The organism is Tenacibaculum caenipelagi, from assembly GCF_004363005.1.
Lineage (GTDB): Bacteria > Bacteroidota > Bacteroidia > Flavobacteriales > Flavobacteriaceae > Polaribacter > Polaribacter caenipelagi.
Window position 1 is genome coordinate 1 of sequence record NZ_SNYH01000004.1, and the last position, 14,733, is coordinate 14,733.

At 31.7% G+C, this 14,733-nt stretch carries 14 protein-coding genes; 8 read left to right on the top strand and 6 right to left on the bottom strand.

Annotated elements, in window-relative coordinates; all coding sequences use genetic code 11:
• Window positions 1-548: 548 nt before the first annotated feature.
• Genes dsrP through DFQ07_RS08790 form a run of 6 tightly spaced genes read right to left on the bottom strand, consistent with a single transcriptional unit; the run spans window position 549 to window position 6,803 of the window.
• Window positions 549-1,766 (bottom strand): sulfate reduction electron transfer complex DsrMKJOP subunit DsrP, encoded by a 1,218-nt coding sequence (gene dsrP / locus DFQ07_RS08765; RefSeq protein WP_133535945.1) that lies wholly within the window; start codon window positions 1,764-1,766, stop codon window positions 549-551.
• 10 nt (window positions 1,767-1,776) lie between these two features.
• Entirely contained in the window at window positions 1,777-2,904 is a 1,128-nt protein-coding gene (locus DFQ07_RS08770; protein WP_133535947.1) for a 4Fe-4S dicluster domain-containing protein, read from the bottom strand.
• Between the two features lie 8 nt (window positions 2,905-2,912).
• Window positions 2,913-3,539 (bottom strand): multiheme c-type cytochrome, encoded by a 627-nt coding sequence (locus DFQ07_RS08775; protein WP_133535949.1) that lies wholly within the window; start codon window positions 3,537-3,539, stop codon window positions 2,913-2,915.
• Window positions 3,540-4,229: a nitrate reductase cytochrome c-type subunit gene (locus DFQ07_RS08780; protein ID WP_133535951.1), complete on the bottom strand. Its 690-nt coding sequence runs from the start codon at window positions 4,227-4,229 to the stop codon at window positions 3,540-3,542. It lies immediately after the preceding gene.
• A 3-nt stretch (window positions 4,230-4,232) separates the two neighbouring features.
• The gene (locus DFQ07_RS08785) at window positions 4,233-6,560 is read right to left on the bottom strand and encodes a molybdopterin-dependent oxidoreductase (RefSeq protein WP_133535953.1); all 2,328 of its coding nucleotides are present in this window, start codon (window positions 6,558-6,560) and stop codon (window positions 4,233-4,235) included.
• Window positions 6,561-6,563: 3 nt separating this feature from the next.
• Window positions 6,564-6,803 carry a hypothetical protein gene (locus DFQ07_RS08790; protein ID WP_133535955.1) on the bottom strand — a complete coding sequence of 80 codons (240 nt, stop codon included), beginning with the start codon at window positions 6,801-6,803 and terminating at the stop codon, window positions 6,564-6,566.
• A 475-nt stretch (window positions 6,804-7,278) separates the two neighbouring features.
• Here DFQ07_RS08790 and DFQ07_RS08795 point away from each other — a divergent pair, with 475 nt between their 5' ends.
• The 8 genes from DFQ07_RS08795 (at window position 7,279) to DFQ07_RS08830 (ending at window position 14,654) form a co-directional block, all read left to right on the top strand.
• Window positions 7,279-7,755 carry a c-type cytochrome gene (locus tag DFQ07_RS08795; RefSeq protein ID WP_133535957.1) on the top strand — a complete coding sequence of 159 codons (477 nt, stop codon included), beginning with the start codon at window positions 7,279-7,281 and terminating at the stop codon, window positions 7,753-7,755.
• 13 nt (window positions 7,756-7,768) lie between these two features.
• On the top strand, window positions 7,769-9,103 hold the full coding sequence (locus DFQ07_RS08800) for a cbb3-type cytochrome c oxidase subunit I (RefSeq protein WP_133535959.1): 1,335 nt from the start codon (window positions 7,769-7,771) through the stop codon (window positions 9,101-9,103).
• A gap of 212 nt (window positions 9,104-9,315) precedes the next feature.
• Window positions 9,316-10,194 (top strand): CbbQ/NirQ/NorQ/GpvN family protein, encoded by an 879-nt coding sequence (locus tag DFQ07_RS08805; protein ID WP_317126694.1) that lies wholly within the window; start codon window positions 9,316-9,318, stop codon window positions 10,192-10,194.
• Window positions 10,195-10,254: 60 nt separating this feature from the next.
• On the top strand, window positions 10,255-12,024 hold the full coding sequence (locus DFQ07_RS08810; protein ID WP_133535961.1) for a nitric oxide reductase activation protein NorD: 1,770 nt from the start codon (window positions 10,255-10,257) through the stop codon (window positions 12,022-12,024).
• Between the two features lie 33 nt (window positions 12,025-12,057).
• Window positions 12,058-12,639 (top strand): cytochrome c oxidase subunit 3, encoded by a 582-nt coding sequence (locus DFQ07_RS08815; RefSeq protein ID WP_133535963.1) that lies wholly within the window; start codon window positions 12,058-12,060, stop codon window positions 12,637-12,639.
• Window position 12,640: 1 nt separating this feature from the next.
• A complete protein-coding gene (locus DFQ07_RS15890; protein ID WP_133535965.1) occupies window positions 12,641-12,880 on the top strand; it encodes a cytochrome C oxidase subunit IV family protein in 240 nt (79 codons plus the stop codon).
• Window positions 12,881-12,883: 3 nt separating this feature from the next.
• Complete coding sequence (locus DFQ07_RS08825) at window positions 12,884-13,303, top strand: c-type cytochrome (protein ID WP_133535967.1); 420 nt, start codon at window positions 12,884-12,886, stop codon at window positions 13,301-13,303.
• Window positions 13,293-14,654, top strand: a complete 1,362-nt coding sequence (locus DFQ07_RS08830; protein ID WP_133535969.1) for a cbb3-type cytochrome c oxidase subunit I — start codon at window positions 13,293-13,295, stop codon at window positions 14,652-14,654. Before DFQ07_RS08825 ends, DFQ07_RS08830 begins: the two co-directional genes overlap by 11 nt.
• The last annotated feature ends 79 nt before the right edge of the window (window positions 14,655-14,733 follow it).

The following is a 14,733-nucleotide window of genomic DNA, read 5'->3' on the forward strand; positions in this document are numbered from 1 at the left end:
AAGCCCATTAGCGCCGATGGTACTGCCACTGGTGGGAGAGTAGGTCGTTGCCTTTCTTTTAAACCTCAATCTTTTATTAGATTGAGGTTTTTTTTTGTTCTTATTTTTCGAAAACTCCTTTTGCTATGACTGGATGTCGTAGCTTTTTATCCTTTACCCGTTATTTTTATAACTTTTTTGCTTCTATTTTAAGGAAGCTTTTTTTGTTATTGAAGAGAAATCACTACTTGAATCTTTATAGTAGGATCGCGTAGTAGAACCACAAGATAAATTTCTAAGGAATCTAGTTAGTAATTATACAAGTCAACAAGCTTTTACTACCTTATAATACAAACTCCATATAAGTTATCATTAAAGAATTGGAGTATGAACTAGAGGTTTATAATGAGGGTTATTTGGTAGAGGATATATTACAGCTAGCATATATAGATGAAAAGTTAGAGTATATAGAGTCGAAATTGAATAAAGACTATATGAATAGGTTAGATATCATAGAAAAAAAGGGTAGCATAAATTTGCTACCCTTTTTTGACTTAGTAAGAATAATTTTATTTTTTATACTTTAATTTTCCTGTTTCTATACCAATAGCGGTTTTAGCAAGTACTGTAAATATAAGAGCTCCTAAAGCCCAAATACCTAATGTAACACCTATTTCTATAGCTGTTGGTGTATATTCTGCAATTTTACCATAAGGACCAGGAATAAATCCAGGAACAATTAAGCCGAAACCTTTTTCAATCCATATTGCAATAAAGAGTATAAAACAAGCGAAGTATAAAATTTTTAAGTTGTTACGAAGCTTATGAAAAGTTAAAATAACTGTAGCTATAACATTTAAAGTAATGGCTGTCCATATCCAAGGTAATAAGGCTGTTTTTCCATCTAAACCAAAGAATAGATAATAAGCACTTTCACTATGATGCGTCGGAGCATAAAATTCTTTAAATAGCTCAGATACCAACATAATTATATTAATTTGAGCAGCTACAGTAACTACTAAGGCTATTTTCTTAATTGTTTTATCTTCTATTTTAAATTCGGTAAAGGTTCTAATAATAGCAAGAACTAAAATAATTAAGGCAGGACCTGCTGCAAAAGCAGAAGCTAAAAATCTAGGACCTAAAAGAGCATTATTCCAAAAAGGGCGCGCTTGTAATCCTTGGTATAAAAAAGCGGTTACTAAATGAATTCCAACAGCCCAAAAAACTGATAATAAGGCACCAGGTACATAAACACTAGCTTTTGCTTCTTTTCCTTGATAATGTCTAAATAAAATATAAAATGGAATTGTAATATTTAAAAATAAGTACCCGTTTAATACTATTACATCCCAAGTAAGCATTGAATTAGGAAAGTTAAATACCCCAAAACCAGGTATCATATGCCATAATACCGAAGGTCCACCCATATCGGCAATAACAAAAGCTAAACACATAATAAGTGCAGCAACTGCTAAACCTTCACCAATTAAAACAGCTTGCTTAAAATCAATATCTTTTAAGACATAAGTAGGCATCACTAGCATAACGGCTGCAGCTGCAACACCAACTAAGAATGTAAAGTTTGAAATATACAAACCCCAGCTTACTCTATCTGTCATTCCTGTAACACTTAAACCATGTTCTAATTGAATGGAATAACAATACATTCCTATTAATATTATTAGGGTTAAAAAGCCCATCCATAAATGGTACTTTTTAGAACCTTTAGTGATAATATCTAAACTATCTCTGACTAAACTTGTAAAAACTTTAAGTCTTCTCATTGTATATATTTTAATCCATAAAGTACCAGAACTTTGGTTCTGTACCTAAATCTTCTTTTAACCTGAACACCTTCTTGTTTTCTAAAACCCATCTAATTGTACTATTAGGATCTAAAAGATTACCAAAAATTCTAGCTCCTGTAGGACAAGCTTCAACACACGCTGGGTTTTTACCAGCTCTGGAGCGTTGTACACAGAAAGTACACTTTTCCATAACTCCCTTTTTTCGTAATCGATTTCCTAAATAATGTTGATTTTTATTAATTTCTTCTTCAGGAACTTCAGGCTTACTCCAATTAAATCTACGCCCATCATAAGGGCAGGCAGCCATACAATAACGACAACCTACACACCAGTCGTAATCAACCACAACCAATCCGTCTTTTTCTCTCCAAGTAGCTTGTACAGGACATACTTCTACACAGGGTGGATTATCACAATGAAAACACTGTGTCCCCATATAGAAATGCCCTTCAGCAGGAACTTCATGGTAGTAATTGTCATCTGCTTCGTTGAAGTTAAATCCTTTTCCGTCTTTCATTTCATGAATACGGATGTATTGCATTTGTGAATTTCTGTCTTGATTATTTTCTTTAACACAAGCACTCACACAATCCATATATCCTTGACATTTTGAAATGTTAAAGGCATAACCAAAAAGTACATCTTCTTCAGCATTTTTAGAAGACATATTAATCGTTTTTCCTGTTCTTAATTGATAGGAACGAACTAATCTGTTTACAGTGGCTTCTTTTTCTTCATCTGTCATTAGTTTATAGTTTCCTTTAAACTGTTCTTCCCAATCTATTTGAGCTTTTTCTTTAGATTCATCACTAGAAACTACACTTGTACATGATGATACAGCACCAGCACCAATTAATAGACTTGCAGTTAGTTTTTTAAAAGCAGATCTACGATCCATTTTTACATCGAAAACTTGATCGAAACCGTCTTTGTGTCTTTCATCTCCGATAGAGGCATTAATAGCCGCTTCAAAGAATTCTTCATTACTTAATTCTTCTTTTTTAGTGTGTGAACTGCATCCTTCTGATGTTTTACCACAACCACAAGAACTATCTTGCTGCTTATGTTTACTATTTAGGTTTAGAGTAAACCATTTTTTATTGTTATTGCTCATACCTAAATTTATTTACGTTCTTTAACTTTTTGAGTATTGAATCTTGCTGGCCATTTTGGGCTAAAACTAGGTGAATGTGGATTATGACAATTTACACAAGTCATAGATGCTCTTGGTGTAGCCCAACTTTCAATTCGTTTTCCATGAGCTCCACCTGTCCAATCTTTATACTGTTTTTGATGACATTGACTACATAATTTATAGCTCTTATTAAGATCAATAGAATGCCCAGTAATACTTTTTAAATCATCCATGTTAGCATCATTATGACAGGTAATACAGTTCATGGTATTTAATGTTGCATGGTTTAATTTAATGTTCCAATGTGCTTTTTTTATATCTTTAGCTTGCATTTTAACTAAAGGTTGTGTGTGGCACTCTGTACATTTGTATGATTTGATTTTATCTTTTCTAGTAGGAATTAAAAATGTGATTTCATTTTCTGTAACCTCCATCATTTTCATTCCTTCTAGGTACTTTTCTGAAGAAATAGAAGTTCCTTTATAATTTATACTTTCTGCTTCTATTTTATCTGTAATACTATGGTATTCATCTTCTTTATGTTTACAAGAAACTGATATTATAACAAACAAAATAGTACAAAAGACGAACTTTATATATTTATGGTTTCTCATTTAGTTTTCAATTTTTCTGATAAAATTACCAATGTCTTCAGTTACTTTATTATTGGGTACATGACATTGTCTACAATTAATTCTCTCAGGGTGTGTAACTCTAATTTCTTTTGGAGCACTTGGACCTGCATGACAAGCCAAACAATTTTCTCGTAATTGTAATTGATGTGGGATTACAGGAGGGCTTCCAGCCAAAGCATTATTGATTCCTACTGCTGGAATGGTGCCTTTTTTAAAGTTAGTTCCTTTAAAAAGTGATTGTGTTTTTTGAGGCACGTGACATTGACGGCAGTTCACCATTTCTGGATGCGGTGTTACCGGAGCATAAGCTTCAAATTTATCTACATAGCCACCATTTTCATGGCACTTTAAACAAGTGTTTTCCCCCATACTACGCTCGCTAGTAACTTCATGAGGAATACTAGGAGGAGCTCCATGAAAAGCTCTATTATCGTAATAAGTTTTCATACTTCGTTGATGGTTTTCATCAACGGGCATGTTAGCATAATCTAAGGCGAATTCTGAGCGTTGAAAAACTCCAGTTTCAGATGGGATTATAGGTATAGGACGATTATTTTCAATAGGAATATACGCTTCCTCTTGTCCTTGATAATAACTATAATTCCAAATAGCAATAAATGCAATACATAAGATTATGAATAATGATATGATACCTAAACGTTTCCTCATAATTTATGCTTTTTCTACCTTAACGGCACATTTTTTATAGTCAGGCTCTTTAGAAATAGGACAAAATGAATCTAACGTAATATCATTAATTAGCATGTTTTCATCAAAGAATGGAACAAATACTTGCATTGGTGCAGGAACTCCTCTTTGATTTACAGATGCAGGTAATATTATTTCACCCCTACGTGTTGTAAGTTTTACTTTATCTCCATTTTTTATCTGCATTCGTTTTGCATCTTCTGGGTTTAGCTCTACATAAGAATGAGGCATGGCTTTATGCAATACAGGGATACGTCTTGTCATAGAACCAGTATGCCAGTGCTCTACTACACGACCTGTATTTAACCAATATGGGTATTCAGCATCAGGTTCTTCAGCAGCTGGTTCATATGGTCGTTGCCAAATAATTGCTTTTCCATCTTTTTTACCATAGAAATGAAAATCTTCTCCGTTAGAACAAGCAGGGTCATATTTAGAGTTGAAACGCCATTGTGTTGGTTTTCCTTCTACGTACGGCCATTGCATTCCCGGATTTTCTTTAAGTACTTCTAGAGGAGCCATATTGTGCTTTTTGTTATCGTGATGTTTACGATATTCTGTATAAATTTCTTCAATATGAGTATCTTCATTATAGTAGAATTGCTTTTCATAGCCTAAACGTTTTGCTACTTCAATCAATTGCCAAGTATCACTCATCGCTTCACCTGGTGGTTGTATCATCTGTTCGAAGTATTGTGTTCTACGCTCTGAGTTACCATACATTCCTTCTCGTTCAATCCACATAGCAGAAGGTAAAATGACATCAGCTATATCAGTAGTAGGAGTAGGGTAAACATCAGAAACTACAATAAAACGACCTTCTTTTTTTGCAGCGTCTCTGTAACGTTTTAATTTAGGCATGGTTACCATTGGGTTAGTAACTTGAATCCACATAAAACGAATATCTCCTCTATCTAAAGCTCTAAACATTTCAACTGTATGATACGTAGGTTTAGGATCTATATTTTCAACAGGCACATCCCAAATTTTTGCAGCAAATTCACGGTGTTCTTTATTCATTACTACTCCATGAGGTAATTTGTGAGTTAAGGTTCCTACTTCTCTCACAGTTCCACAAGCAGAAGGTTGTCCTGTTAATGAGAAAGGACTGTTACCAGGAGTAGATATTTTTCCCGTTAGTAAATGAATATTATATATTAAGTTATTCATCCATGTACCTCTACTATGTTGGTTAGGTCCCATACACCAAAGTGACATTACTTTTTTATTAGGGTCACCATAATAGGCTGCCATGTATTTTATATCTTTAGCAGAAACTCCTGATATTTTTTCAACTTTTTCTGGTGTGTAATCCTCTAAGAATTTTTTATAGTCTTGAAAACTAATTTTTTCAGGTTTGTCTTTAAACTTGTATTTATCTTCTAGACCATACCCCATGTTAGTTAGTCCTTTATTGAAATTACAGTGTTTTTCAACAAAGGATTTGTTAACCCAACCATTTTTTATAATTTCATAACATATTGCGTTGGCAACTGCTAAATCGGTTTGAGGTAAAAATAAAATAGATTTATCTGCAGCCATACTAGTACGAGTAGTACGAGTGGCAAAATCAATAATTTTCACACCTCTTTTTAGGCGTTGATCTAACAATCTAGAAAATAGTACAGGGTGCATCTCAGCCATATTGTTTCCCCATAAGACAAACACATCAGCATGATCGATATCTTCATAGCACCCCATTGGCTCGTCAATTCCAAAAGAAGTTAAAAAACCTGTTACAGCACTAGCCATACACAGACGAGCATTGGCTTCAACATTATTAGTACCAATACAGCCTTTAAAAAGTTTAGAAGCTACATACCCGTCGGGGATGGTCCACTGACCAGAACCATAAATAGATACTGAATCTTTACCATGATCTTTAATGGTTTCTTTCATTTTAGAAGCAATTAAATCTAAAGCTTCTTTCATTGAGGTTTCTACATATTTACCATTCTTTTTAACTAGAGGTTTTGTTAAACGGTCTTTACCGTACATTGCCATTACTGAATGATATCCTTTAACACAGCATAGTCCTTTGTTAACTGGCGATTTTGGGTCTCCTTTTACAGCGACAGCTTTTCCGTTTTCAATCCCAACTAAAACTCCGCATCCTACACCACAAAATCTACAGGGAGCTTTTTTCCAGTCTAAATTTCCTCCTTTAGGTAAGTTTTTTTCTTGTTCTCCAGCAAACATAATTCCAGGAAACATGGTAGCGGCAGCAGTCATAGCAGATAATACTGCCATCTTTTTTATAAAACTTCTTCTGTTTGTTGTTGAAGTGTACATGGGCTAATTCTTTTTAGGTGTATTAAATCCTGAAACCATAGCCAATAGTTTTAAGCTACTTATGGTTTCTAGTTTCTGTTTTAAAATATCTTCTTCTGCCTTAGTTTCTGTTTCTGTAATAAGTACTAAAACATCTTTGTTTTCTGCAGGGATAACATCACAATGATTAAGGTTAGAAAGTGCTTGGATAAGCTCTTCTTTTTTGCCATCATGCGGATGGGCTAAATAACTTTTTATAGGCATAAAATAGTGGTATTTAATCTTTAACAAATTAATAAATATATCAATATAAGAAACATGATATTTATCATAACTCATGGTTTTTTAAAGAGTCATGTTTTTGAAAATGTAATTATTTGGTGTTGTTAATCAGGTTTTTAAAGAAATTTTGGCTGTTTGTTAATTATGAAATATCCAGTAATTTATTTTCAATTTAAATAAGGTGATATTGAATGTACTATTTATAGATTTAATAGAAGATAAGGTGAAAATTTATACTGATTTATTGACTCTACTTAAATATAAAGACCTAGTAATTGAGTCATACTATTGCCTTATTTACTAATCATGATGATTTAAAAGTGGTAGTTTGATTCTCGTTAAAAATACTTGTTATTAAATAACAAAAAATGACATTTATCATATTCCTTTTTTGCCTTTGACCATATTTTTGCTAAATAAAGGACAAAAAAGTCTTTTACTTTAAAATCATTTAAATATGTTGTCAAAAAAGCAAGCTAAAACATTTTTTCTCGGAGGAACTTTAGTTACATTCTTGATATTTATTGGTTTAACGGTTTATTCTTTTTCGAAGAGTAATGATCAAACAAACTATAATGAATTAACAGAATCTGCAATTAGAGGGAAAGAAATCTGGGAGTCTAACAATTGTATGGGATGTCATACAATTTTAGGAGAAGGAGGTTATTACGCTCCTGAATTAACAAAAGTTGTTGATCGTTTAAATAGTAAGTACGGTGGAGAAGGAGAGGAAGTAATTAAAAGTATTTTAATGTCACCAGCGCCATGGCAACCAAACGGAAGAAAAATGGTTGCATATGAGATGAGTGAACAAGAAGCTGAAGATGTAGTAGCTTTTTTTAAATGGATTGGAAATATCGATTTAAACGGATTTGGAGAAATAGTAGGGGTAGATAGAAAAATATCTCCTTTATCAAAAAAGAACAACGAATAAAATTTAGAGTATTATGAAATATAAATCACAAAAAGTAGCGTATTGGTTTTTTGCTTTATCAATGCTCTTATTAGTATTACAATTAGTGTATGGATTTATTATGGGATTCGCACGAGTTGGATTAGATAATTTACACGACTTTATACCTTTTAATACAGCCAGAGCTGTGCATACTAATTTATTAGTTGTTTGGTTGCTCTCTGGATTTATGGGAGCAGCGTATTATATTATTCCTGAGGAAGCACAACGAGAATTAGTTAGTGTTAAACTAGCTTATGTACAACTTATTTCTCTAGCGTTAGTAGGAGTAACAGCTATAGTAGGATATCATTTTAACTACTGGGAAGGACGTAAGTTTTTAGAAATTCCTAGACCTTTAGATTTCTTAGTAGTAATTAATGTGTTGTTGTTTTTAGGGCTGATATTATTAACACTTTTTAAAGGAAAACGAAAAACAACTACGGCTTTAGTATTATCAATGGGACTTCTTTTTGCGGCATTATTGTATTTGCCTGGGATGTTACCATTTGATAGCCAAGTAACAGATTCTTTTTTCCGTTGGTGGGTAGTTCACTTATGGGTTGAAGGTGTTTGGGAATTAATTATGGGTGGTATTTTATCATTCCTATTAATTAAGCTAACAGGAGTTGATAGAGAAGTTATTGAAAAATGGTTATATGTAATTGTAGGACTAACTTTTCTTTCTGGAGTTTTAGGAACTGGACATCACTATTATTATATAGGTGTAAATAAAATATGGTTAGTAGTAGGAGGTGTTTTCTCAGCTTTAGAACCTTTAGCTTTCTTAGCTATGGCTTTATTCGCAGTTAATATGTATCGAAAAGGAGAGAAGAAGCATCCAAACAAACTAGCATTATATTGGACTCTAGGAGCAGCAATAGTATCATTTATAGGAGCAGGGTTATTAGGTTTTGCCCATACATTACCACAAACCAATCTTTATACCCATGGTACTTTAGTTACAGCAATGCACGGACATTTAGCCTTTTGGGGAGCATATGGCATGATTGTACTGGCTATTATTAGTTATTCTTTACCTAACATGACAGGGAGAAAACTTTATGAATCTACAAGAGGACGAATGGCATTTTGGCTTTCGAACATAGGAATGATAGGTATGACAGTTGCTTTTGGGGTAGCAGGTGTAGCACAAGTATATTTAGAAAGAAAATTTGGTATGGAATTTATGAAGGTGCAAAATGAAATAAGTATTCACTTTGTAGTATTAATCTTATGTGCATCATTATTTACTTCAGGAATAATTTTATATATCATCGATTTTTATAAGCATGGTAAACCTACTGAAGAAGCTTTAGAATTAAGCTAATTTATATTGTTATTATGAGTGTTATATGACTAAACAAAAATAAATAAGTGTAGAGTTTGTAGACATTGTTAAAAGTTTAACAAAACACTTTGAGTAATAACAAATGATTATAGAAAAAATGTATTTAAAAACTTACTAAATTCTAAATCAGTGAAGCTATTTGAAGGTTGGGGGTTTATATTCTTCTTTCCCTTTTTTCTCTTTTTTTAAAAATGAAAACAAACTGTCAACCTAAAAATAGTGGAGATTTTAACCTAAATAAATTTAAAAAGTATATAATGAAAGAAGTAGTTTTTTCACCAAATAAAAATAAAATAGAAGAAGTTCCGTATTACAAACCTATAGCAAAAGAAGTAGAGGTTTTTACTCATTCGTATAAACAAAAACTTCCATTTTTGTTAAAAGGTCCTACTGGAACAGGGAAATCTAGATTTATAGAATATATAGCACATGAACTAGGAAAAGAATTGATTACGGTAAGTTGTCATGAAGAAACTTCATCTACTGATTTGATAGGTCGTTACATAATTAAAGGTGCTGAAACTACATGGATTGACGGACCGTTAACAATAGCTGTTAAAAATGGTGCAATTTTATATTTAGATGAAATAGCAGAAGCTCGTCCTGATGTTATAGTAGCAATACATTCACTTACCGATCACAGAAGAGAGTTGTTTATTGATAAGCTTGGAAAAACAATTAGAGCACATAAAGATTTCATGTTAGTAGCTTCATTTAATCCAGGTTACCAAAGAGGTTTTAAAGAGTTGAAGCCTTCTACAAGACAACGTTTTGTTGCGGTTTCTTTTGATTATCCTGAGGCAAAAATTGAAACAGAGATTTTGGTAAATGAAACTTCAATTAAAGAATCAGACGCAAAAAAGTTAGTCAATATAGCTAATAAAATAAGGAATTTAACAGAATTAGGATTAACTGAAACAGTATCTACAAGGTTATTAGTTGATGCTGCAAAATTGATAGAATCTGGTTTGCCAAAAAGATTAGCTGTTCATGTGGCTGTTGTAGAGCCATTGACCGATGATTTGGAAGTAATAAAAGCATTGAAAGATTTATGTGATTTAATGATATAATAACCATAAGCAGTTTATAAGTTATAGGATAACAAAAACTGATTATAGAAAACGAAAGCTATGTTCGAATTTGAACCAGATGAATATATTTTTACCAAGCTAGCACACTATTTTAAACGTCGTAGTAAGAAAAAAGAAGCAAGTTTAACTCATGTGGCAAAGTTAAATGAGATAAAACCACGTTTAACCATTTTTGCTAGAGCTATAACAGGTAAGCCAATTGAAGTTTATGAAGCTGAGAGAGAAGGAGGATATAAAAACAACAACTTTTTTTTACCCTCAAAATATGCAGAGTTTTCAACCATTGAAGAAAATAATTCTTTTTATGTTTTTCGAATTTTATACTTAGCCACTCAAAAGAGTTTAGGTTTAAACTGGGAAAATGTTGAAGATACTTCTCTAAAAGAATCTCAAGCAAAAGCTAGAGAAACATCATCAAAAGTTTTACATCAGTTATTTAAAGAATTTCCTATTACTGAAACATACTATCATAAATTTATTACGCATTACACAGATAATAGTAAAGCTAAGGAACCTGATTATACCTTTATATATGGAAAATGGATGCTAAATTCACCAGAGGAAACTTCAACAGATACGTTAAAAAACTTTTCAGAAAAAGTAAAAGAAGCAAACAAAGAACAACCTAAAACAATAATACAAGCTAATGCAGTAGAAGAAATCATATCTGTTCAAGTAGATGAAAAACAATTAGAAGATGCTGTTTTACAACATCAATTTGAAAAAGTGGAAACAGCCGATGAATTTGGAGGAAATTTTAGAGATATGGATGGAGATGATGAATTAGATGATCATGCTAATGCTTTAGAAGATTTAAATATGAAGTATACTGTTCGTGTTGATGATACAGCACATTCGGTATATCAAGCAGACTTTGTAGAAAATACAACTATTGCAGAAAGTGCAGTAACTGACGGAGAAGGTTATTTTATAACTTATGACGAATGGGATTATGCTAAGAATAAATACAAAGAAAATTTTTGTAAAGTATATCCAAAATCCATTTTGAAAAATGATGCTGCTTACTACAAAAAAGCAATTACTAAAAATAAATCTACATTACTTGGATTAAGAAAAATGCTTACAACAGTAAATAATAGATATCAGCAACAGCGTAGACAAATTCAAGGAGAGGAGTTTGACTTAGATGCTATTACTGACTTATTTGTTGATGTACATTCAAAAATTACCCCGTCAGAAAAAGTATATGTATCAAAAAGAAAAAAAGAAAAGGATCTTTCTATTTTATTGTTGTTAGATAGTAGTTTGTCTAGCGATGGATATGCAGCAGGAAATAGAGTCATAGATGTAGAAAAACAAGTTTCAATTCTATTTGGTGAGATTTTAAATGAGTTTGACATTGATTTTTCAATTAATTCATTTCATTCAAAAACTAGAAATCATACTAGCTATATAACTATGAAAGATTTTGATGATAATTGGGATGTAGCTAAAAATAGAATAGGCTCTATAGAGCCCAGTGGTTACACACGAATTGGTCCAGCATTAAGACATTCTGGAGCTTTACTAGATAAGAGACAAACTAAAAATAAGTGGATAATATTAATTTCAGATGGAAAGCCCAATGATTATGATCGTTATGAAGGGCGGTATGGAATTAATGATATTAAACAGGCATTACGAGAGTTAAATGAACGCCAAATAAATTCATATGCCTTGGCTATTGAAGCTGAAGCCAAATATTATTTACCACAAATGTTTGGGCAAAATCATTATCAAATTTTAACATCACCAACAGCTTTATTACAATCTTTAGTAAAGCTTTATGATAAAATAAAACATCAATAAAAACTCTCTTTTTATTAGAACTAAAACAGTATAATGAAAGCAGTTATTAATTATAAAAATATTTACTATCCACCTGGGGGTATTCTTATGTGGATTATTATTTACCTAGAACTCATAACCTTTGGTCTAGCTCTTTTAGCTATGGTTTATTATAGTTTGGAAGAACCCGAAGTGTTTCATAATTCTAGATTGTTGTTAAACCCTACTTATGGGCTGATTAATACCATTTTATTACTAACCAGCGGCTTTTTTATGGCTGCAACACTTAATGAGTTTAAAGAAGGTAACAATACTAAAAAAGTAAAAAAATACTTACTGCTTACTATTCTATTTGGTATCCTGTTTTTAGTATTAAAAAGTATAGAGTATAATGATAAGTTAGAAGCTGGCTTAACGATAGGTTACAATACGTTTTTTAGTTTTTATTGGATGCTAACATTGTTTCATGTAATTCATGTAATTGTGGGGCTGGTTATTATAGCAACTGTTTATTTCGGAGTTAAAAAAGAAAGAGACACTACGAAAATTGAAGATGTTGAGGCAAGTGCTGCTTTTTGGCATATGTGCGATCTCATTTGGTTATTACTTTTTCCTGTCATTTATTTAATTTTTTAATATGAATGTATCTACAATTGTTACCGGTGTAATATTATTCGTACTTACAATAATGTCTGCTCTTTTTTTTCTGGGGATGCAGAGTATGTATACAGTACATATTATTTTGGCACTAGCAGTATTAAAGTTTGGAGGCGTAGCATTTCAGTTTATGGAATTAAAAAAAGCTCATGCCTTTTGGAAAATATTAATACTTAGCTTTTTATTCATTTTTACAGTATTAGTTATAAGTATGCTATAGCCTATGAATATTAGAAAAAACATTGCGGTTATTGGAGTTTTGATAACATTTTTTTGTTTTTATAATTTTTTAATCTACACATCTAAAGAAAAGGAAACACCAGTAAAGTTGTCTAAAAAAGCTATAAAGGGACAAAAAATATGGCAAGATAATAACTGCTGGTCTTGTCATCAAGTTTATGGTTTAGGGGGGTACTTAGGTCCCGATTTGACTAACATTTATTCGACAAAAGATTCAAATTATATAAAAGCTATGTTGAATAGTGGTATTCAATCTATGCCAAAATTTTCTTTTACAGAAGAAGATAAGGAAGCAATTGTAGCTTACTTAAAAACAATAGATAGCACAGGATATTACCCAAATTACGAAGCGATAATTAAACCAAATGGATGGGTAGAATTAAAATATAAAGATGAAAAATAAAACCGCTTTAACTTTTTTAGTTTTTGCTTTAGTTACATTAGCCCTAGGTATATTGTTTGGGCTTTTGGCTTCATTGCAATACATTTTTCCAACATTTATAAAATCGGTCATACCATTTAGTAAAATGCGACCATTTCATGTTACAACAGTAATTTCTTGGATAATACTTGCCGCCACAGGAAGCATCTATTTTTATATGGTTAAAGAAGAAAAGTTATCTCTGTTTTCTTTTAAACTCCCAAAAGCTCACTTGTTACTGTTTTTAGCTACCGGGGTAACTATTTACTTTTCTTTCATGTTGGGATATACTGAAGGAAGAGAGTATTTGTCTTTTTCACCTATTTTAACAATTCCTGTATTGTTAGGGTGGATTTTATTTGGACTCAATTATTTTAAAACACTAAGAAAAAGTGTCAAGAACTGGCCTGTATATTATTGGATGTGGGGAACAGGAATTGTATTTATGGTTTATCACTTATGTGAAGCACATTTTTGGTTAATTCCATCATTTAAAGAACATTTTGTTAAAGACATAGCGGTGCAATGGAAATCATACGGATCGTTTGTAGGTTCTTGGAATATGTTGGTGTACGGAATATCTATTTACATCATGTGTAAAATTAAAGGAGATGAAAAGTTAGCTAGAGGAAAAAAAGCATTTTTCTTTTATTTTTTAGGGTTAACTAATTTAATGTTTGGTTGGGCACATCACACATATATTATACCAATGCAACCTTGGATAAGATATGTTGCTTATGGTATTTCAATGACCGAATGGATTATATTAGCTCATATTATTTATAGTTGGAAACAATCTTTATCAATACAAAAACAAGAGGAATATCCTATAGCATATAAATTTTTAGTTGTAGCTGATCTCTGGGTGTTTTTAAACCTCATTTTAGCATTGGTGTTTTCAATTCCTGCGATTAACTTTTTTACTCACGGAACACATATTACTGTAGCACATTCTATGGGGACAACAATTGGTATCAATACATCAATTCTTTTTGCTTCTTTATTTTTTATAGCGTCTAAACTAAAGCCTGATTTTACATTTAAAAAGATAAAACAATACGTTACGTTATATAATGTTTCTCTGTTACTATTTTGGGTAGTACTACTCATGGCAGGAATAAAGAAAAGCCATTGGATGTATTTTACTAAGAATGTGCTATTTTCTGAAATGCAAGAATCACTATTTTATGTATACATTGCTTTTTTTTCGTTTGGTTTACTATTGGTAATATCTATTTTACGAATTATTACCCCTTTATTTTTTGTGTTTATAAAGAACATATATCAAAACCGAGTAATGATTAAAGATGAAGAAAAACAAGCGGTTTTATAACATATGATTAAAAGAAAAGCTATATTCTTTACAGGCAAAAATAAATATTGTTACATGACTTTTGTCATTCATTAAGCTT